Origin of the sequence: Streptomyces malaysiense, from assembly GCF_000980885.2 — a bacterium.
GTDB classification, from domain to species: Bacteria; Actinomycetota; Actinomycetes; order Streptomycetales; family Streptomycetaceae; genus Streptomyces; species Streptomyces malaysiense.
In genome coordinates this window covers 1-18883 of sequence record NZ_LBDA02000001.1, presented here as the reverse complement: position 1 = coordinate 18883, position 18883 = coordinate 1, and the positions used below count along the sequence as shown (strand labels likewise).

Here is an 18883-nt window from a genome sequence, read left to right as displayed (position 1 = left end):
CCGCCGGGTCAAGGGAGATCGGCGTCATGGCGCAGACGACGCGGAGCGCGCGGACCACGGACGAGACCGGGGATCCGCGGCCGGCGAAGGGCTTTCGGAGTGCCGAGCTGGGGTGGCCCGAACTGCACCGCGTCCCGCATCCGCCGCGCCGGCTGCCGCTGCTCGGCGACGTGGTGGGGGTCGACCGGCGCAAGCCCGTCCAGGACTCGATGCGGTTCGCGCGCGAGCTGGGCCCCGTCTTCCGGCGCCGGATCTTCAACAAGGAGATCGTGCTGGTGTGGGGGGCGCGGCCGGCCGCCGATCTCGCCGACGAGTCCCGCTTCGCCAAGCACGTCGGGCTGGGCGTTGCCAACCTCCGCCCGGTCGCCGGGGACGGGCTGTTCACGGCCTACAACCACGAGCCCAACTGGCAGCTGGCGCACGACGTCCTGGTGCCCGGGTTCAGCCGGGACGCCATGGAGGGCTACCACGGGATGATGCTGGCGGTCGCCGGGCGGCTGACCGACCGCTGGGACCGGGAACTGGCCGCGGGGCGCCCGGTGGACGTGCCCGCGGACATGACCAAGCTGACCCTGGAGACGATCGCGCGGACCGGGTTCGGCCACGACTTCGGCTCCTTCGAGCGGGACCGGCCGCATCCCTTCGTCTCGGCGATGATCGGCACACTGACCTACGCGCAGCGGCTCAACGCCGTGCCCGGCCCGCTGGCCCCGCTGCTGCTGCGCGGCGCGTCCCGGCGCAACGCGGCCGACATGGCGTATCTGAACCGTACGGTCGACGCCCTGGTCGAGAAGCGGCGCCGGTCGGGCGGCGGTGACGGGGACCTGCTGGACCGGATGCTGGCCACGGAGCATCCGTCGACCGGGGAGAAGCTGTCCGCGCACAACGTCCGCCGGCAGGTCATCACCTTCCTGGTGGCCGGGCACGAGACCACCTCGGGCGCGCTCTCCTTCGCCCTGTACTACCTCGCCCGCCATCCGGACATCGCGGCGAAGGCACGCGCCGAGGTGGACCGCGTCTGGGGCGGCACCGGGCAGCCGGGCTACGAGCAGGTGGCCAAGCTGCGCCATGTGCGCCGGGTCCTCGACGAGTCGCTCCGCCTGTGGCCGACCGCGCCCGCCTTCGCCCGCGAGGCCCGCCGGGACACGGTGCTCGCCGGTGACCATCCGATGCTGCGCGGCGCGTGGGCCCTGGTCCTCACGCCCATGCTGCACCGGGACCCCGAGGTCTGGGGCGACAGGGCGGAGGAGTTCGACCCGGACCGCTTCACCCCGCAGGCGGTCCGCGGCCGTGCCCCGCACACCTTCAAGCCCTTCGGCACCGGGCTGCGCGCCTGCATCGGCCGCCAGTTCGCCCTCCACGAGGCCACCCTCGTCCTCGCACTCCTCCTGCGCCGCTACGACCTCCACGCGGACCCCGCCTACCGGCTGACGGTGACCGAACGGCTGACCCTGATGCCGGAGGACTTCCGGCTGCGGCTGTCGCGCCGCGCGACGCCGGGGAAGGTGTCGGGGCAGGGCGCGGCGACGGCACCGGAGGGCGGTGACGCTCCCCGGGGCCGTCCGGCGCGGGCGGCCGAGGGGGGCCGGGAGCCGAGGTGAGCGGCCCGGGGAAGCCGGCCGGCCCGGTGACCCGGCGCCCGGTCGGCCGCGCCGCTCACTCCCAGTGCGCCGGCCGGCTCAGCGTCCCCGGCAGCTTCGTCCCGGTGTTTCCCCGGGCGGCGTTCAGCTGCGGCTGGGTGAGGAAGAAGGCGCCGGTCAGGTCGGCGTCGGAGAGGTCGGCGTCGCGCAGGTCGGTGCCGATCATGTCGGCCTCGCGCAGGTCCGCGCCGGTCAGGTCGGCGGCGATGAGGTAGGCGCCGCGGAGGGTGGCCCCGCGGAGGTCGGCGCCCCGGAGCCGGGCGCCCATCAGATCCGCGCCCCGGCGGTCCTTGCCCCTGCCGCTCTTCCCGCCCTTGCCGCCCTTGCCGCCCGCCGCCCCGGCCCGAACCAGTTCGCTGGTGCGCAGCAGGAGCACGTTGATCTCCGAACGGTGCGCGGCGACGTCCAGCGCGGCCAGCTCCTCGGCGGGCAGCAGGGTGAGGCGTTCGGTCTCCTCCAGCGCCCGTCGAAGCCCGGCACGGAGGGGACGGGCTGCGGGCAGGGACAGCGCCTCGGTCAGGTACCAGAGCAGCTCGTGCAGCTGTCGTACGACGGGAAAGACCTCGAACATCCGGCGGGCCCGGTCCTTCGGCGCCGTACGCCAGTCCTGCCCGTCGAAGGTGTGCCGCGAGACCTTCTGGCCCGCGCCGAAGCAGTCGTAGACGGTGCAGCCGGTGAAACCGCTGTCCCGCAGCCGGGCGTGGATGCCGCAGCGGTGGTCGGTGGCGAGGTTGGGGCACGGGCGGCCCGCGGGCTTGTCGAGCGCGAAGTCGGCGGACGCGGCGAAGGGCAGGGCGACGCAGCACAGCCCGAAGCAGCTTCCGCAGTCCCCGCGCAGCTCCGGAAGTCCGGCTGTCTGATCTGGCATGAGCACAGTCTACCGGCGCCGACCAGCCGGAATCCGGGCCCGCCGGGCCGGGGTTGCGACCCCCGGCGCGGGGGAGTTACCTGGAAGTACCGGCGGTGATGCGCGCGCACGGGGGCTCCGGCACGTACCGAGGGCCCGGGTAGACGTAGCCTGCTCCCCCGGTTCCGGCTCGCCGCCGTCATCCAGCGTTCCACGCGGAGGTGACCAAGGTGAAAGCCGTCGTCTACGAAAAGCCGTTCAGCGTGACGGTGCGAGACGTCGATGATCCGCGCATCGAGCATCCCAACGATGTGCTGGTACGCGTCACGTCGACCGCGATCTGCGGTTCCGACCTGCATATGTACGAGGGCCGCACGGCGGCCGAGCCGGGCATCGTCTTCGGGCACGAGAACCTCGGAGTGATCGAGGAGATCGGCAACGGAGTGACCTCGTTGTCCGTGGGCGACCGCGTCGTGATGCCGTTCAACGTGGCCTGCGGATTCTGCAAGAACTGCCTCGCCGGCGAGACCGGGTTCTGTCTGACGGTGAACCCCGGCTTCGCCGGCGGCGCCTACGGTTACGTGGCCATGGGCCCCTACGAGGGCGGTCAGGCCGAGCATCTGCGGGTGCCGTTCGCCGACTTCAACTGTCTGAAGCTGCCGCCGGGCGAACAGTTCGAGACCGATTTCGTGCTGCTCGCCGACATCTTCCCGACCGGCTATCACGGCTGTGAGCTGGCCCAGGTGTCCCCCGGCGAGAGCGTGGCCGTCTACGGCGCCGGTCCGGTGGGCCTGATGGCCGCCTACTCGGCGCTGCTGCGCGGCGCGTCCAAGGTGTTCGTGGTGGACCGGGTGCCCGAGCGGCTGGCCAAGGCCGAGCAGATCGGGGCCATCCCCATCGACTTCACCAAGGGCGACCCCGCCGAACAGATCAGGGCGCAGACGAAGGGCGAGGGCACGGACAAGGGTGTGGACGCCGTCGGCTACCAGGCCCAGGCGCACGACGACACCAGCCATGAGGAACCGGCCGGCGTCCTGAACGCGCTGGTGGAGACGGTACGGGCGACCGGCAGGCTGGGCGTGCCGGGTCTGTACGTGCCGTCCGACCCGGGCGGGCCCGACGAGCACGCCAAGCACGGGCAGCTCCTGGTCTCGATCGGCAAGATGTTCGAGAAGGGCCAGAAGATGGGCACCGGTCAGTGCAACGTAAAGCGGTACAACCGCCAGCTGCGCGATCTGATCATCGCCGAGCGGGCCAAGCCCAGTTTCGTGGTCTCCCATGAACTGCCGCTGGACCAGGCGCCGCAGGCGTACGAGAAGTTCGACAAGCGGATCGAGGGCTACACCAAGGTCGTACTGCACCCGGGGCACACGCTCGCCGCGTGAGGTCCGGCCGGTCGGGGCCGGGGGTCCGGGCGCCCGCACGGGACGCCCGGACCCGCGGTGTCACACCTCGTCCCGGACCACCGCGAGGAGCCGGTCCAGCACCCGGGGCGCGCCGCTGCGCAGCCCATCGTGCTCGTACTCGTCGGTGACCCAGGTGCGCAGGCCGCGGATGGCGCGCGCGGTGCGCAGCGAGTGGCCGGCGTCGACGTACATGTCGTCGTGGTAGACGGCCGCGGCGACCGGGACCTCGTTGGCGGCGAGGCGGTTCCGGTCGTACAGCGGGGACCAGTCGGCGCGGGCGGCGAGCAGTTCGGCGGTCTCGCGCAGCGGGCGCAGGGCGGGATCGGTCTCGAACATCCAGGGATGGATGGTCTCGCCGGTGAAGAGCAGCGGCTCGTCGCCCGCGAGCGTCTTCGCGGCGTCGAAGCGGGGGAACTCGGCGCGGACGCGTTCGGCGGCCCAGGCGGTGGGGCGGGCGTCCTGGCCGTAGATCGACTCGTGGACGAGGGCGTACAAGGGGTGGCCCGCGAACGACAGCAGGTTCTGGACCTGCTCCTGGAAGGCGTCCGCCAGCTCGTGTCCCGCCGGGGTGCGGACGAAGGCGTCCGCCAGCAGGTGGTGCAGCCGGTGGCTGCCGTCGCCGCTGCCGAGCATGAGGCCGAGGGACTGGAAGGCCTCGACGGTGAGGCGGTAGCCGTTCGGCAGGACCACGTCATGGGTGAGCAGGTGGTCGGCGATGCGACGGGCCCGCTCGATGTCCTGCGGGTACCGGGCGTAGTGCGCGGCGACCTTGCGTTCGATGCGGGGGTAGGCGGCCCGGTAGACGTCATCGGCGTGGGCGTCGAGGGAGGGCAGTCCGCCGGTGATCAGAGCGGTGTCCAGGCCCTCGGGGGCGAGCGAGAGGTACGACACCGTGCAGAAGCCGCCGAAGCTCTGGCCGAGGACGGTCCAGGGGGCGCCGCCGGTGACCTCGGCGCGGACGGCCTCGCAGTCGCGCACGATGGAGTCGGCGCGGAAGTGGGCGAGGTAGTCGGCCTGCGCGGCCGGGCCGCCGCGCTGCGGCAGGGTCTGCCGGGTGGCGGGGGTGGAACTCCCCGTACCGCGCTGGTCGAGCAGCAGCACCCGGTACTCGTCGAGGGCCCGGTCGAGCCATGCCTGCCGTCCGACGAAACGGTTCGCCCCGAAGCCCGGACCGCCCTGGAGGTACAGCAGCCAGGGCAGTTCTCCGCCCGCCTTGTCCCCCGCGACCACCTCCCGCGCGTACAGCTCGATGCTCTCGCCGCCGGGATCGGCGTGGTCGAGGGGCACGGTGAACCGGCGATCGGTCAGAACGACGCCGGGCTGGCGGTAGCTGATGCTCAACGGGTCTCCCGGGAGGGGTGATGAGGACGGGTCAAGTTCAGCACACGAGGGGGTGAGCCGGGGCGGACGGGTGGCGGTCCGCCGGGGCGCGCGGCCGCGGGCCCGGCCCGGCCGGGCCCCACGGCCAGGCGTCGTCGGGCGAGGCGCGGTGCCTTCCGCGCATGCCGAGGCACGCGCCACGCCCCGGCTCGACGGTCTACAGCACCGCCCCCGCGGCGATTAGGCTGCATCGCGCCCCGTGATCTATGCCGAGGAGCCGCGATGCGAGTCGCCCTGTTCCTGACGTGCGTCAACGACGCGCTCTATCCGGAGACCGGGAAGGCCGTGGTCAAGCTGCTCACCAGGCTGGGGGTGGAGGTCGATTTCCCGATGGGGCAGACGTGCTGCGGGCAGGCGCACTACAACACCGGGTATCGGCACGAGGCGGAGCCCCTGGCGCGGCGGTTCGCGGAGGTTTTCGGGGAGTACGAGGCGGTCGTGACGCCCTCCGGGTCGTGCGGGGCGATGGTGCGGGAGCTGTATCCCCGGATGGGCGAGCGGGCCAGGGCCGAGGGCCGCGGGGACTCGCTCGCGCGGACCCTCGCGCCGGTGGTGCCGAGGACGTACGAGCTCACGGAGTTCCTCGTGGACGTGCTGGGCGTGACGGACGTCGGCGCCTGGTATCCGCACACGGTCACCTATCACCCCACCTGCCACGGCCTGCGCGGCCTGGGCCTCGGGGAGCGGCCGCACCGGCTGCTGGCGGCCGTGCGGGGGCTGGACCTGGTGGAGCTGCCCGGCGCGGAGGAGTGCTGCGGGTTCGGCGGCACCTTCGCCGTGAAGAACGCCGCGGTCTCGGCCGCGATGGGCGCGGACAAGGTACGCAACGCCGAGTCGACCGGCGCCGAGGTGCTGTGTGCCGCCGACAACTCCTGCCTGATGCACATCGGGGGCACCCTGTCCCGTCTCCGGGCGGGCGTCCGGCCCGTCCACATCGCGGAGATCCTGGCGAGCACCGAGGAGGACCCGGCGCTGTGAGCAGCACATTCGTCGGCATGCCGGCCTTTCCCGAGGCCGCGCGCGCCGCCGTCGACGACCCGACCCTGCGCGCGAACCTGCGGCACGCCACCCACACCATCCGCGCCAAACGCGCCCGCGCGGTCGCCGAGTTGGCCGACTGGGCCGGGCTGCGTGCGGCGGGGCGCCGGATCAAGGACCACACGCTGCGCCATCTCGACCGCTATCTGGAGCAGTTGGAGGCGTCGGTGACCGGGGCCGGCGGCACGGTCCACTGGGCCGCCGACGCCGACGAGGCCAACCGGATCGTGGCCGGGCTGGTCAAGGAGACCGGCGAGTCGGAGGTGGTCAAGGTCAAGTCGATGGCCACCCAGGAGATCGGGCTCAACGAGGCGCTGGAGGCCGAGGGCATCCGCGCCTACGAGACCGATCTCGCCGAGCTGATCGTGCAGTTGGGCAAGGACCGCCCCTCGCACATCCTCGTCCCGGCCATCCACCGCAACCGCGGCGAGATCCGCGACATCTTCGCGCACGAGATGGCCGCCTGGGGCCGGCCCGCCCCCGAGAATCTCACCGACACGCCCGCCGACCTCGCCGAGGCCGCCCGGCTGCATCTGCGGGAGAAGTTCCTGCGGGCCAAGGTGGGCATCTCCGGCGCCAACTTCATGGTCGCCGAGACCGGCACCCTGGTAGTGGTGGAGTCCGAGGGCAACGGGCGGATGTGCCTGACCCTGCCCGAGACGCTGATCTCGGTCGTCGGCATCGAGAAGATCGTGCCCACCTGGCGCGACCTGGAGGTCTTCCTCCAGACCCTGCCCCGCTCCGCCACCGCCGAACGGATGAACCCCTACACCAGTACCTGGACGGGGACCACCGACGAGGACGGCCCGCGCGCCTTCCATCTCGTGCTGCTGGACAACGGCCGCACCGACGCCCTCGCCGACCGGGTCGGCCGCCAGGCCCTGCGCTGCATCCGCTGCTCGGCCTGCCTCAACGTCTGTCCCGTGTACGAGCGGGCCGGCGGACACGCCTACGGCTCCGTCTACCCGGGCCCGATCGGCGCCATCCTCACCCCGCAGCTCCGGGGCACCGCCAGCGAGATCGACGCCTCCCTGCCGTACGCGTCGAGCCTGTGCGGTGCCTGTTACGAGGTGTGCCCGGTCGCCATCGACATCCCCGAGGTGCTGGTGCATCTGCGTGAACGGGTCGTCGAGGGCGGCCCGGCGGTGCGCCGCGGCAACAAGGTGGTGCTGCGCCCCGCCAGGGGGCACGCGGCCGAGCGCGCCGCGATGCGGGCGGCCGCCTGGGCGTTCGGCCACCCGAGCGCCCTGCGCACCGGCCAGCGGCTCGCCTCCCGCTCCCGCCGGCTGCACCCGCGCGCCCTGCCGGGCCCCGGCCGGGCGTGGTCCGGCACCCGGGATCTGCCGGCGGTGCCCGCGGAGCCCTTCCGCGACTGGTGGCTGCGCACGCGCGGCGGAAAGGACGCCAAGTGAACAGCAGGGAGCGGATCCTGGGCCGGGTGCGGCGCGCGCTCGCCGACGTGCCCCCGGACGAGCGGCCGTACGAGGAGGCCGTGCCCCGGGACTATCTGCGCGAGCACGGGAAGCGGACGGTGGAGGAGACGGTCGAGCTGCTGGCCGAGAACCTCGCGGACTACCGGGCGATCGTGCACCGCGCCGATGCGGAGGAGTTGCCGCTCCTCGTCATGCGCTTGCTGGCCGCGCACGGCTCTCAGGAAGCGGTGGTGCCCCCCGAACTGCCGCCCTGGTGGACGGCCGCGGCCGACCTGGTGCGTATCCACGACCGGGCCGCGGACACCCCGCAGCGGCTCGACCGGGTCGGCAGCGTCGTGACCGGCTGTGCCGTGGCGATCGCCGAGACCGGCACCGTCGTCCTCGACGGCTCCCCCGACCAGGGCCGGCGCCGTATCTCGCTCGTCCCCGACCACCACATCTGCGTGGTCCGCGTACCCGAGCAGGTCGTGGCGTCGGTTCCCCAGGCCCTCGAACGCCTCGATCCCACCCGCCCGTTGACCTGGATCTCCGGTCCCTCGGCCACCAGTGACATCGAGCTGGACCGGGTGGAGGGCGTCCATGGGCCGCGCACGCTGGAAGTGATCCTGCTGGACGGCTGAACCACGAAGACGGCGCCCGGCGCCGCCGCGCGTCCCACCCGTGGCGCCGCTAGCGTGGGGACATGATCCGGTTCGAGCACGTCACGAAGCGCTACCCGGACGGTACGACGGCCGTGGACGACCTGTCCTTCGAGGTGGCCGAGGGCGAGCTGGTGACGCTGGTCGGCCCGTCGGGCTGCGGCAAGACGACGACCATGATGATGGTGAACCGGCTGATCGAGCCGACCTCGGGGCGGATCAGCGTCGACGGCGAGGACATCGCGGCGGTCGACCCGGTGCGGCTGCGCCGCCGCATCGGGTACGTCATCCAGCAGGTGGGGCTCTTCCCGCACCGCACGGTGCTGGACAACACCGCGACCGTGCCCGCGCTGCTCGGCTGGAAGCGGGCGAAGGCGCGGACCAGGGCGGCCGAGCTGCTCGACCTGGTCGGCCTGGACCCGAAGACGTACGGACCGCGTTACCCCGAGCAGTTGTCCGGCGGGCAGCGCCAGCGGGTCGGGGTGGCACGGGCACTGGCGGCGGACCCGCCGGTGCTCTTGATGGACGAGCCGTTCGGCGCGGTCGACCCGGTGGTGCGCGAGCAGTTGCAGGACGAGTTCCTGCGGATGCAGGCCGCGGTGCGCAAGACGGTGCTGCTGGTCACCCATGACATCGAGGAAGCCGTCCGGCTCGGGGACCGGATCGCCGTGTACGGGCAGGGCCGCATCGAGCAGTTCGACACCCCGGGGGCGGTGCTGGGGGCGCCCGCCACGTCGTACGTCGCCTCGTTCGTGGGCGCGGACCGGGGGCTGAAGCGGCTCTCGGTGACCGCGATCGAGCCGGACGATCTCCAGCAGCCGCCGGTGGCCCGGCCCGACGAGCCCGCCGCACGGGCCCGGGAGCGGCTGAGCGAGCAGGGCGCGCGCTGGGCGGTGGTGCTGGACGAGCGGGGCGACCTCCACGGCTGGGTCGGGGCGGCGGACCTCGCGGCGGGCGGCACGGTCGGGGAGTTCGCCCATCGGATGACCGCGTGGGTACCGGTCGGGGCGCCGCTGAAGCAGGCGTTCGGGGTGATGCTCCAGCACGACGCCGGGTGGGTCGCGGTGCTGGACGGGGCGCGCTTCCTCGGGGTGCTGACCCCGGCGAAGCTGCACGAGGCGCTGCGCCGCTCGGTGGACGCGGACGCGCGGGGCGTGGCGCGCGGGCAGGTGCCCTTCGACTCGGTGTCCGACGCGTGAGACCCGGTGCGCGCGGATGCGGGAGGCCTACTTCAGCAGGCCCTTGTCCCTGAGGTAGGCGCGGGCCACGTCGGCGGGGAGCCTGCGCCAGCTGTCGACCTGTTCGTTCAGGTCGGCCAGGTCCGCGGTGGTGAGGACGTCGGCCAGCCGTCCGAGGGCCTTGGTGACTCCGGGGCCGCCCGCGCGGGCGCGGTTGACGACCGGGACCACGTAGTCGGCGTTCTGGAGCTGCCGGTCGTCGGTGAGCAGGACGAGCCCGAACTGGTCGAGGGTGGCGTCCGTGGTGGTCGTCAGCACCATCTGGTCCCGGCCCTGCCGCACCGCTCGCTTGGCCGGGGTGGTGCCGACGCCCTTGGGGTCGACGCCGGTGACGTCGATGCCGTACTCCCTCCTCAGGCCCGGTGCGCAGTACGGGCGCCGCACGCATTCGTCGCCCGCCGCGAGCCGTACCTTCAGACCTGACGCGCCGAGGTCGCTGAGCGTCCTGAGGTGGTGCAGGCGGGCGTAGTCGGCGCTCACCGCGAAGGCGTTCCGGTCGACGGCCCGGCCCGGGGGCAGCACGGTGAGGCCCCGGGGGGCGGCGAGCGCGCGCAAGGCGTCCATGGTGGTGTCGAGGTCGGGTGAGCCGACGGGTCGTGCGTCGCCGCCGTGGACCTTGGCGTTCAGCCAGTCCGCGAAGGTGGCCGCGAACTCGGGCACGACGTCGATCTGGCCGGACTCCAGGGCGGGTTCGTACAGCTCCCGGTTGGCGACGGTGAGGACCGAGGTCTTGTAGCCCGCCCGGTTCAGCAGCTGGGCGTACATCTGGGCGAGCAGGTCGCTCTCGGTGAAGCCGGCCGAGCCGATGGTGAGGTGGTGGCTGTCCCCGGGGGGCGCGGTGACCTGACCGCGGTTCTCCAGGGAGGGGCCGGTGGCGCAGCCGGCGAGGGCGAGCAGCGTGAGCAGCCACGGGACGCGTCTCATCGCCCGCCCCTCGCCCACGCGGGACCCAGCCGTTCGGCGATCTCGAAGCCGCCCTCCACGAGGAGCGCGAACACGGCGACCAGCAGGGCGCCCGCGACCACCTGGGGCGTGCTGGCGAGGTTGAACCCCGCGGTGATGATCCGGCCGAGCCCGCCACCGCCCGCGAGCGCCGCGATGGTGGCGGTGGCGACGAGTTGTACGGCCGCGATCCGCACCCCGTTCATCAGCAGAGGGAGCGAAAGGGGCAGTTCCACGTGAAACATCAGCTGCCGGCCGGTCATGCCCATGCCCCGGGCGGCCTGGACGACGCCCCGGTCCACCCCGCGCATCCCGACGTAGGCGTTGGTGAGCAGCGGCGGCACCGCGAACAGCACCAGGGCGACGACGGTGGGGCCCTCGCCCCAGTTGCCGACCGGGGTGAGGAGCAGCAGGACCAGCACGGCGAAGGTGGGCACCGCCCGGCCGGCGTTGGAGATGTTCACGGCGAGCGCCCCGCCCCGGCCGAGGTGACCGAGGACCAGGGCGACGGGCAGCGCGAGCAGACAGCTCAGCACGAGGCAGACGACGGTGAGGAGGAGGTGCTGGAGCAGCCGGTGCCACACGCCGTTGTCGCCGGACCAGTGCGCGGGGTCGGCGAGCCAGTCCCAGGTGGCCGTGAGCGTGCTCATGCGCGCGCCGCCCTCGTCCAGGGCGTGATCAGCCGCTGGACGCCCAGCAGCAGCAGGTCCGCGGCGATCGCGATCAGCACGCACAGCACGGACGCGGTGAGCACCTGTGCCTTGAAGTAGGTGTTCATGCCCGCGTAGACGAGGTTGCCGAGGCCCCCGTAGCCGACGATCGCGCCGACCGTGACCAGGGAGACGGCGGAGACGGTGGCGATGCGCAGCCCGGCCATCGCGGCGGGCAGGGCGAGGGGCAGCTCGACGGTGAGCAGCAGCCGGATCGGGCCGTAGCCGAGGCCGCGCGCGGCCTGCCGGGTCTCCTCCGGGACCGCGCGCAGGCCCGCGAGCAGGTTGCGGACCAGCAGGGTGAGCGAGTACAGCACCAGCCCGGCGACGACGAGGGTGGCGGAGAGGCCGTAGAGGGGCAGGAGCAGGGAGAACATCGCGAGGGACGGGATGGTGTAGAGGATCGTCGTGAGGGCGAGCACCGGTCCGGCGGCCCAGCCCCAGCGGCGGGCCAGCACCGCGAGCGGAACCGCGACGGCCAGGCCGATCAGGACCGCGAGGGAGGTCAGCTGGAGGTGCTGGACGACCGCGTCGAGCAGGATTCCCCGGCGGCTGCTCAGATAGGCGCCGCAGATCCACTCGTTGCGCGCGAGGCAGTCGTCGGGGGCCGCGGTCACGGGTCCATTGCACCGGGCGGGGCAGCCGGTGTGCGCGCGGTGGTGGGCCGTACGAGGGAGGGCGCGTACGACCGGGCCTGGAACGGGGCGTACGGCCGGGACGGGAATCCGTGCGTGACACGGGTGCTGAACAAGCGCTTAGATAGGAGGGCTCGGGTGGAATTCCGCACCCCGCTCCCCGACCCCGCCGGAGGACCCCGTTGTTCACGTCCGTCGACGATGTCTCCGCCCGCCTCGCCGAGACCGGCTACCTCGCCTCGCCCGCCGTCGCCACCACCGTGTTCCTCGCGGCCCGGCTGGGCAAGCCCCTACTGGTGGAGGGCCCCGCCGGGGTCGGCAAGACCGAGCTGGCCAAGGCCGTCGCCGCGGTGGCCGAAGCCCGCCTGGTGCGGCTCCAGTGCTACGAGGGCGTGGACGAGTCCCGTGCCCTGTACGAGTGGAACCACGCCAAGCAGTTGCTGCGCATCAGCGCGGGCCGGGACGAGAGCTGGGACGAGACCCGGACCGACATCTTCAGCGAGGAGTTCCTGCTCCCGCGCCCGCTGCTGACCGCGATCCGCGGCGACGAGCCGACGGTGCTGCTGATCGACGAGACCGACAAGGCCGATGTCGAGATGGAGGGCCTGCTCCTGGAGGTGCTCAGCGACTTCCAGATCACGGTGCCGGAGCTGGGCACGGTCACCGCGACCCGCCGGCCGTTCGTCGTGCTCACCTCCAACGCGGGCCGGGAGCTGTCCGAGGCGCTGCGCCGCCGCTGCCTGTTCCTGCACATCGGCTTCCCGGAGGAGGAGCTGGAGCGGCGGATCGTACGGCTGAAGGTGCCGGGCCTTCCCGAGGCGCTGGCGGAGTCCGTCGTCCGGGTGGTCGGGGCGCTGCGCGCGATGGACCTGCGCAAGGCGCCGTCCGTCGCCGAGACCGTCGACTGGGCCCGCACGCTGCTGGCGCTGGGCGCGGACACCCTGGACGAGAGTGTCGTACGGGACAGCCTCGGCGTGATCCTCAAGCACCAGGACGACATCCAGAAGGCCGCGGCCAAGCTCGACCTGGACGCGCTGTGACGGACCCCGCCGAGCGGATCACCGGCCTGGTCGGGGCGCTGCGGACGCACGGGGTGCGGATCGGCACCGGGGAGACGGTGGACGCGGCCCGCGCGGCCGAGGCGCTGGGGCTCGCGGACCGGGAGCTGCTGCGCGAGGGGCTGGCCGCGACCCTGTTGCACGGTCCGGCCCAACGCGCCGTGTTCGACCCGATCTTCGACCTGTACTTCCCGCGCGGGGTGGGCGCCCCGGACACCGGCCCCACCGACCGGGAGAGTCTGCGCGACCGGCTGGCCGAGGCGCTGGCGGCCGACGACCGCGCCCTGATGGCCCGGTTGGCGGCCCAGGCGGTCGACGGCTTCGGCGGATACGGGAGTTCACCCGGTTCGGACGGATGGTCGGCGTACCAGACTCTCGAACGGCTGCGTCCGCAGACCTTGCTGGCGCGGGTGCGGGCCGGTGTACGGGCCGGCGCGGGCGAGGGCGGCCAGTTCGCCGACCGGCTGCTGGACGACGAGATCCGGCGCCGTATCGAGGAGTTCCGGCGGCTGGTCGGAACGGAGGCGCGGCGCCGGGTCGCCGAGCGGCGCGGGCGGGACGAGATCGCGCGGCGCGGGGTGCGCCCGACGGCCGACCGGGTGGACTTCCTGTTCGCGAACAGGGACCAGCTGGCCGAGCTGCGCAGGGCCGTCCAGCCGCTGGCCCGCAAGCTGGCCACCCGGCTCGCCGCGCGCCGCCGCCGGGCCACGCGCGGCACCGTCGACCTGCGCCGCACCCTGCGCTCCTCGCTGTCGACGGGGGGCGTCCCGATGCGCCCGGTGCTGCGCCGGCGCCGCCCGGTCCGCCCCGAACTGGTCCTGCTCTGCGATGTGTCCGGCTCGGTGTCGGGCTTCTCCGACTTCACCATGCTGCTGGTGCAGGCGCTGCACGACCAGTTCAGCAAGGTCCGGGTGTTCGCCTTCGTCAACCGGCTGGACGAGGTGACCGGCCTGCTCGACCACGGCCGCGCCGACCCCGAGGGCCTCGGCGCCCGGATCCGCGAGGAGGCCACGCTCACCGGCTGGCACGGCAGCAGCGACTACGGCATGGCGCTGGGCGAGTTCACCGAACGGTACGGCGCCGCGGTCGGCCCGCGCGGCACGGTGTTCGTCCTCGGCGACGCCCGTACCAATCAGAGCGACCCGAACCTGTCCGCGGTCCGCGAGATCGCCCGGCGGGCCCGGCGCGTGTACTGGCTGAACCCGGAGCCGGCCGGCCAGTGGGGCACCGGGGACTCGGCGGCGCCGGCGTACGCGGAACTGGTGGAGATGCACGAGTGCCGCACGGCGCGGCAGCTCGGGGAGCTGGTGGGGCGGCTGCTGCCGGTGTGAGAGAGGGGCCGCGGTGTGACGCCGTGCCGTGCCGGAGTGACGTACGGGACCTGCGGAGTGACGTAGGGGACCTGTGGAATGACGTGGGGACCCCGCTGTGATCGACTGATCGTCGCACCGCCGTCACCGAACCGGGGCTCCGGCCCTCCGCCACCGCCGTACCGAGGGCCCCGCCCTCCTGCCCCGAGGATCCGCCCATGACGCCCCCGCCCGTGCCGCTCGGCACCTTTCCCACCCCGCTGGAACCGGCGCCCCGGCTGGCCGCCGCGCTGGGGCTCGGCCCGGAGGACCTCTGGATCAAGCGGGACGACCTGACCGGTCTGGGCGGGGGCGGCAACAAGATCCGCAAGCTGGAGTGGACGGTGGGCGCGGCGCTCGCCGAGGGTGCGGACACGCTGGTGACCACGGGCGCCGCGCAGAGCAACCACGCCCGGCTGACCGCCGCCGCGGCCGCCCGGCTGGGCCTCGGCGTCGTGCTGGTGCTGCGCGGTGCCCCAGGTGCCTCCCGCTCCGGGAACCTCGCGCTCGACGGGCTGTTCGGGGCCAGGGTCGCCTGGGCGGGCGAGGTGGACCAGGCCGGTCTGGACGCGGCCGCGGCCGGGGTGTGCGCCCGGCTGCGCGCGGACGGGAAACGTCCCGCGCTGATCCCGTTCGGCGGGTCCGGGACCCTGGGCGCCCGGGGCTACGCGCGCTGCGGCGAGGAACTGCGCGCCCAGCTGCCGGAGTTGCGCACGGCGGTGATCGCGCTCGGCTCGGGCGGCACCATGGCGGGCCTGGTCGCCGCTCTCGGCAGCGGTCGCGTCCTCGGCGTCGACGTCGGTGCGCTGGCCGACCCGGCCGCCGCGGTGGTGGCGTTCGCGACGCCGCTCACCTCGGAGGAGGTCGTGGCGGAGCGGCTGCGGGTACGACGGGACCAGGTGGGTGCGGGCTACGCGGCGCTGACGGAGCCGGTGGCCGGGGCGCTGCGGCTGGCCGCGCGTACCGAGGGGATCGTGCTGGATCCGACGTACACGGGCCGGGCCCTGGCCGGGCTGTCGGCGGCGGTGCGTGACGGCTCGGTGCGGCCCGGCGAGAAGACGGTGTTCGTGCACACCGGTGGGCTGCCGGGGCTGTTCGGTCACGCGGCGGCGGTGACGGCCGCGGAGGAGGGCACGGAGGTGTTCTGAGAGGCCGCGCGGCGGGGGTTCGCCGAGGGGACGGGGGGCGTCACGAGGTGCGGGGACCCCGTCGGCCGGGGCGGTGAGACGCGTACGGGAAATTCGTCGGCCGGGACCCGCAACCTCGACCGGGGTCGGACGTCTGTCCGGGTGGAGGCCTCCACTTCGACCAGTTGTCCGACCTCGACCCCGAAGGAACCCATGTCCGCACATCGTGTCCCCCGCCCGAACCGCGCGCGCAGGCTGCGCACCGCTCTGGGGGTCTCCGCGCTGGGCGCGGCACTCGCCGTGACCGGCACCGTGGCCGCGCAGGCCGCGCAGTCCGGCCACCACGCCGCGGGTCACCCCGGCACCGCGGCGACGCCGAAGCCGGTCCCGGCACGTACGGCCGCCCCGACCCCCGTGCCGTCGGTCCCGGGCGGTACGGCCACCCCGACCCCCGTGCCGTCCGTCCCCGGCGGTACGGCCACCCCGACCCCCGTGCCGTCCGTCCCCGGCGGTACGGCCACCCCGACCCCGGTGCCGGCGCACTCCGCGTCCCCGTCGCCGGTGCCGTCGACGCCCGCCACCCCGCACCACGGCCCGGCCGTTCCGGCGCCGGTTCCGGCACAGCACTGAGGCAGGGGCGGGTGCGGGGCGCCGTCGTACGGCGGTTCCCCGCACCCGGCCCCGGGAGATCCATGACGACAGCCACACCATCGGCGGCCCTGCCCTGGGCACGCGCCGGAACGGCCCAGGTCCCTTCACCGCGGCGGATGTTCACCCGGCTGCTGGCCCGTATCCACGTTGGCGGGGACACCGTGTCCGGGCCGCCGCGTCCGGCCGCGGGGACGACCACGCCCGAACCCCCGCCCGGGATCGAGGAGTTGTACCACCACCGCCGGCTGCCCCTGGTGCGCCTGGCGGTGCTGCTGGTGGACGATCTGCCCACGGCCGAGGACGTCGTGCAGGACGCGTTCACCGCGCTGTTCCGCCGGCACGGCCATCGGCTCGCCGCCCTGGACGACCCGGAGGCGTATCTGCGGACCACTGTGGTCAACACGGCCCGCTCGGTGCTGCGTCGGCGCAGGACCGTACGGGCGCATCCGCCGGCGCCGGAAGGACACGCGCCCGCGCCGGAGGAGGACGTGCTCATCCATGAGGACCACCGGGAGGTGCTGGCGGCACTTGGCACCCTGACCCGGCGCCAACGGGAGGTACTGGTGCTGCGTTACTGGTCGCATCTGACGGAGGCCGAGATCGCGGCGACCCTCGGTCTGTCGAGAGGGGCGGTGAAGTCCACGGCCAGCCGGGCCCTGGACGCCCTCGGCCGGCGTCTGGAGGGTCTGCGATGAACCACTCCCCCGTCGACGGAGCCGTCCGCGAACCCGTCGAGGAACGGCTGCGCGCCGCGCTGGCCGCCCGCGCGAACGCCGTCGGACCGGCCGATCTGCGCCCCCTGCGTCCGCCGTCCGGCGCGCTCAGGGCTCACCGTCTGTCGCTGCGCGGGACCGTGGTGGGGCTGCTGGCCCTCGCGGCGGTGGCGGCCCTCGTCCTCCTCACCCTCCGCGACAGCGGGACCCGGCCCTCGGAACCGGCCCGCCCCCCGCGCCCGACCTTCAGCACCCCCTCACCGGTGCCGGGCTCAGCCTCGCCCACGCCCGTGGCGAGCCCTTCCTCCCCGGAGTCGGACCCGCCGTGAGCGCGGTGGCGAATTGCACCCGCCCACGCCCGCCGGTTCGGCATCGGCACCGCTAAGTTGGGCCGCATGAGCAACCTTGACCGCGCGCCCGAGCCGACCGCCTGCGGTGGCCGTGGATTCGTCGTCGCCGAACCCGTCCGCGAACTGCTGAGCCCCCGCCAGGTCAAGCTGGGGGAATCGACCGAGGTGCGCAGGCTGCTGCCGAACCTCGGCCGCCGCATGATCGGCGCGTGGGCCTTCGTCGACCACTACGGTCCGGACGACATCGCCGACGAGCCCGGCATGCAGGTCCCGCCGCACCCCCACATCGGACTCCAGACGGTGAGCTGGCTGCACGAGGGCGAGGTGCTGCACCGCGACTCCACGGGCAGCCTCCAGACGATCCGGCCCCGGCAGCTGGGCCTGATGACCGCGGGGCGCGCGATCAGCCACTCCGAGGAGAGCCCCCGCCCGCACGCCCGCTTCCTGCACGGCGCCCAGCTGTGGGTGGCGCTGCCCGACGCGCACCGGCACACGGAACCGAAGTTCGAGTTCCACGCCGAGCTGCCCACGGTCACCGCGCCCGGCCTCACCGGCACGGTGCTCCTGGGCGCTCTCGACGGCGCCGTCTCCCCCGGCACGGCCTACACCCCGATCGTCGGCGCCGACCTCGCCCTCACCCGGGGTGCCGATGTCCGGCTGCCCCTGGACCCCGACTTCGAGTACGGCGTCCTCGCGATGTCCGGCGAGGTCCACGTGGACGGCGTACCGGTCCTGCCCGGCTCGATGCTCTACCTCGGCTGCGGCCGCTCCGAACTCCCCCTGCGCGCCGAGTCCGACGCCGGCGTCATGCTCCTGGGCGGCGAGCCCTTCGCCGAGGAGCTCATCATGTGGTGGAACTTCGTGGCCCGCACCCAGGAGGAGATCGAACAGGCCCGCGAGGACTGGATGAAGGGAGCCCGATTCGGCGAGGTGAAGGGGTACGACGGCGCCCCGCTGCACGCCCCGAAGCTGCCGGAGGTGCCGTTGAAACCACGCGGAAGGGCGCGCTGACCTGGGAAGGTCCGGTCTTCCGATCAGGTAGGCTCGAGACGATCCCGCCGCCCGCCCCGCACAGAGCATCTGTGGCGGCCAGGCCATTGGACGCTGCCCTCGGGAGCCGATCGACCCCGGGGCCGGGGTTCGGCTCGGGCATGACGTGCCGGCGCAGGCCGCGGGACTGGACCGAGGCCGGTGTGTGGCAGCGGCTCCACGAAGTGCTCCTGGCCGAGCTGAACGCGGCCGCGCGTCGACGCGCTCGGTCCGCAGCGCCGTCCGGTCGTGCACCCGGCCGGGGCGGTTCGCGCGCGGACGGCGGACCTGGACCTCGCTTGGGACAAGGCCGTGCGGCCCAGGTATTGCCTCACAACAACACCCGAGCCACACGGCCTACTTCACGCCTCGGCAGTGCCTCGGTCATTGTCACGCACCACGTCGTAAGGTACGACCTATGTCTGATAGATCGATGTCCACGGGCCGCCTATGGGCAGTCCTGCTCGGGGTCGACGCTGTGGTTACTGCGTCGACGATCGTGGTGTGGAGGCAGAGCGGAACACCGTGGACCAATACCTTGGTCAGTTCGGGTGTGGTTGCTCTTGCGGTCCTGATAGCCGGCCCATGGGCGATAAGGCGGACCAGGGCAAGGGTCGAGGAAGCACTGCGGCAACAGCGTTGATCCAGTTCGGCCGCCTCCGCGAGCGCGGTACGTGACGCTGAGGTTGAAAGGGTGGG

Annotated in this window: 18 protein-coding genes and 1 pseudogene; 14 read left to right on the top strand and 5 right to left on the bottom strand. The window is 73.6% G+C overall.

Features of this window, described 5'->3' with window-relative positions; all coding sequences use genetic code 11:
* The first annotated feature begins 26 nt into the window (after positions 1 to 26).
* On the top strand, positions 27 to 1601 hold the full coding sequence (locus tag VT52_RS00090) for a cytochrome P450 (protein WP_079174753.1): 1575 nt from the start codon (positions 27 to 29) through the stop codon (positions 1599 to 1601).
* Between the two features lie 55 nt (positions 1602 to 1656).
* Here VT52_RS00090 and VT52_RS00085 read toward each other — a convergent pair whose 3' ends face one another.
* Positions 1657 to 2508, bottom strand: coding sequence for a pentapeptide repeat-containing protein (locus tag VT52_RS00085; protein WP_046426731.1), 852 nt, complete (start codon positions 2506 to 2508; stop codon positions 1657 to 1659).
* Between the two features lie 209 nt (positions 2509 to 2717).
* Between VT52_RS00085 and VT52_RS00080 the strand changes: the two genes are divergently transcribed.
* Positions 2718 to 3872 (top strand): glutathione-independent formaldehyde dehydrogenase, encoded by a 1155-nt coding sequence (locus VT52_RS00080; RefSeq protein ID WP_046426732.1) that lies wholly within the window; start codon positions 2718 to 2720, stop codon positions 3870 to 3872.
* Between the two features lie 60 nt (positions 3873 to 3932).
* Here VT52_RS00080 and VT52_RS00075 read toward each other — a convergent pair whose 3' ends face one another.
* Positions 3933 to 5234 carry an alpha/beta fold hydrolase gene (locus tag VT52_RS00075; RefSeq protein WP_046426681.1) on the bottom strand — a complete coding sequence of 434 codons (1302 nt, stop codon included), beginning with the start codon at positions 5232 to 5234 and terminating at the stop codon, positions 3933 to 3935.
* A gap of 261 nt (positions 5235 to 5495) precedes the next feature.
* On the opposite strand from VT52_RS00075, the gene VT52_RS00070 reads away from it, so the two are divergent.
* From VT52_RS00070 to VT52_RS00055, 4 genes are all read left to right on the top strand, one after another.
* The gene (locus VT52_RS00070) at positions 5496 to 6251 is read left to right on the top strand and encodes a (Fe-S)-binding protein (protein ID WP_046426682.1); all 756 of its coding nucleotides are present in this window, start codon (positions 5496 to 5498) and stop codon (positions 6249 to 6251) included.
* The gene (locus tag VT52_RS00065; RefSeq protein ID WP_046426685.1) at positions 6248 to 7723 is read left to right on the top strand and encodes a LutB/LldF family L-lactate oxidation iron-sulfur protein; all 1476 of its coding nucleotides are present in this window, start codon (positions 6248 to 6250) and stop codon (positions 7721 to 7723) included. Before VT52_RS00070 ends, VT52_RS00065 begins: the two co-directional genes overlap by 4 nt.
* Complete coding sequence (locus VT52_RS00060) at positions 7720 to 8364, top strand: LutC/YkgG family protein (RefSeq protein WP_046426687.1); 645 nt, start codon at positions 7720 to 7722, stop codon at positions 8362 to 8364. Before VT52_RS00065 ends, VT52_RS00060 begins: the two co-directional genes overlap by 4 nt.
* Positions 8365 to 8426: 62 nt before the next feature.
* On the top strand, positions 8427 to 9581 hold the full coding sequence (locus VT52_RS00055; RefSeq protein WP_046426690.1) for a betaine/proline/choline family ABC transporter ATP-binding protein: 1155 nt from the start codon (positions 8427 to 8429) through the stop codon (positions 9579 to 9581).
* A gap of 27 nt (positions 9582 to 9608) precedes the next feature.
* Here VT52_RS00055 and VT52_RS00050 read toward each other — a convergent pair whose 3' ends face one another.
* From VT52_RS00050 to VT52_RS00040, 3 genes are read right to left on the bottom strand one after another with little or no spacing between them, the layout of a single operon-like run.
* The gene (locus VT52_RS00050) at positions 9609 to 10544 is read right to left on the bottom strand and encodes an ABC transporter substrate-binding protein (RefSeq protein ID WP_046426733.1); all 936 of its coding nucleotides are present in this window, start codon (positions 10542 to 10544) and stop codon (positions 9609 to 9611) included.
* Positions 10541 to 11212 carry an ABC transporter permease gene (locus tag VT52_RS00045; RefSeq protein WP_046426692.1) on the bottom strand — a complete coding sequence of 224 codons (672 nt, stop codon included), beginning with the start codon at positions 11210 to 11212 and terminating at the stop codon, positions 10541 to 10543. The genes VT52_RS00050 and VT52_RS00045 overlap by 4 nt, the downstream gene beginning before the upstream one ends.
* Entirely contained in the window at positions 11209 to 11889 is a 681-nt protein-coding gene (locus tag VT52_RS00040) for an ABC transporter permease (RefSeq protein WP_046426693.1), read from the bottom strand. The genes VT52_RS00045 and VT52_RS00040 overlap by 4 nt, the downstream gene beginning before the upstream one ends.
* Before the next feature lie 200 nt (positions 11890 to 12089).
* Between VT52_RS00040 and VT52_RS00035 the strand changes: the two genes are divergently transcribed.
* The 8 genes and pseudogenes from VT52_RS00035 to VT52_RS39625 form a co-directional block, all read left to right on the top strand.
* Positions 12090 to 12947: an AAA family ATPase gene (locus VT52_RS00035; RefSeq protein WP_046426695.1), complete on the top strand. Its 858-nt coding sequence runs from the start codon at positions 12090 to 12092 to the stop codon at positions 12945 to 12947.
* Complete coding sequence (locus tag VT52_RS00030; RefSeq protein WP_046426697.1) at positions 12944 to 14296, top strand: vWA domain-containing protein; 1353 nt, start codon at positions 12944 to 12946, stop codon at positions 14294 to 14296. Before VT52_RS00035 ends, VT52_RS00030 begins: the two co-directional genes overlap by 4 nt.
* Positions 14297 to 14493: 197 nt before the next feature.
* Complete coding sequence (locus tag VT52_RS00025) at positions 14494 to 15462, top strand: pyridoxal-phosphate dependent enzyme (RefSeq protein WP_046426699.1); 969 nt, start codon at positions 14494 to 14496, stop codon at positions 15460 to 15462.
* A 192-nt stretch (positions 15463 to 15654) separates the two neighbouring features.
* The gene (locus tag VT52_RS00020; RefSeq protein WP_046426700.1) at positions 15655 to 16071 is read left to right on the top strand and encodes a hypothetical protein; all 417 of its coding nucleotides are present in this window, start codon (positions 15655 to 15657) and stop codon (positions 16069 to 16071) included.
* Between the two features lie 62 nt (positions 16072 to 16133).
* Positions 16134 to 16787, top strand: a complete 654-nt coding sequence (locus VT52_RS00015; RefSeq protein ID WP_046426702.1) for an RNA polymerase sigma factor — start codon at positions 16134 to 16136, stop codon at positions 16785 to 16787.
* Positions 16784 to 17134 (top strand): hypothetical protein, encoded by a 351-nt coding sequence (locus VT52_RS00010; protein WP_046426704.1) that lies wholly within the window; start codon positions 16784 to 16786, stop codon positions 17132 to 17134. Before VT52_RS00015 ends, VT52_RS00010 begins: the two co-directional genes overlap by 4 nt.
* Positions 17135 to 17200: 66 nt before the next feature.
* Positions 17201 to 18166, top strand: coding sequence for a pirin family protein (locus VT52_RS00005; protein WP_046426705.1), 966 nt, complete (start codon positions 17201 to 17203; stop codon positions 18164 to 18166).
* A gap of 119 nt (positions 18167 to 18285) precedes the next feature.
* A pseudogene (locus tag VT52_RS39625) lies at positions 18286 to 18501 on the top strand (IS5/IS1182 family transposase); the annotation flags it as partial.
* Positions 18502 to 18883: the final 382 nt, after the last annotated feature.

Coding starts and splice junctions, on each gene's coding strand:
- VT52_RS00090 (WP_079174753.1), top strand. CDS start 27: ATGGCGCAGACGACGCGGAGCGCGCGGACCACGGACGAGACCGGGGAT.
- VT52_RS00085 (WP_046426731.1), bottom strand. CDS start 2,508: ATGCCAGATCAGACAGCCGGACTTCCGGAGCTGCGCGGGGACTGCGGA.
- VT52_RS00070 (WP_046426682.1), top strand. CDS start 5,496: ATGCGAGTCGCCCTGTTCCTGACGTGCGTCAACGACGCGCTCTATCCG.
- VT52_RS00055 (WP_046426690.1), top strand. CDS start 8,427: ATGATCCGGTTCGAGCACGTCACGAAGCGCTACCCGGACGGTACGACG.
- VT52_RS00050 (WP_046426733.1), bottom strand. CDS start 10,544: ATGAGACGCGTCCCGTGGCTGCTCACGCTGCTCGCCCTCGCCGGCTGC.
- VT52_RS00045 (WP_046426692.1), bottom strand. CDS start 11,212: ATGAGCACGCTCACGGCCACCTGGGACTGGCTCGCCGACCCCGCGCAC.
- VT52_RS00025 (WP_046426699.1), top strand. CDS start 14,494: ATGACGCCCCCGCCCGTGCCGCTCGGCACCTTTCCCACCCCGCTGGAA.
- VT52_RS00020 (WP_046426700.1), top strand. CDS start 15,655: ATGTCCGCACATCGTGTCCCCCGCCCGAACCGCGCGCGCAGGCTGCGC.
- VT52_RS00015 (WP_046426702.1), top strand. CDS start 16,134: ATGACGACAGCCACACCATCGGCGGCCCTGCCCTGGGCACGCGCCGGA.
- VT52_RS00010 (WP_046426704.1), top strand. CDS start 16,784: ATGAACCACTCCCCCGTCGACGGAGCCGTCCGCGAACCCGTCGAGGAA.
- VT52_RS00005 (WP_046426705.1), top strand. CDS start 17,201: ATGAGCAACCTTGACCGCGCGCCCGAGCCGACCGCCTGCGGTGGCCGT.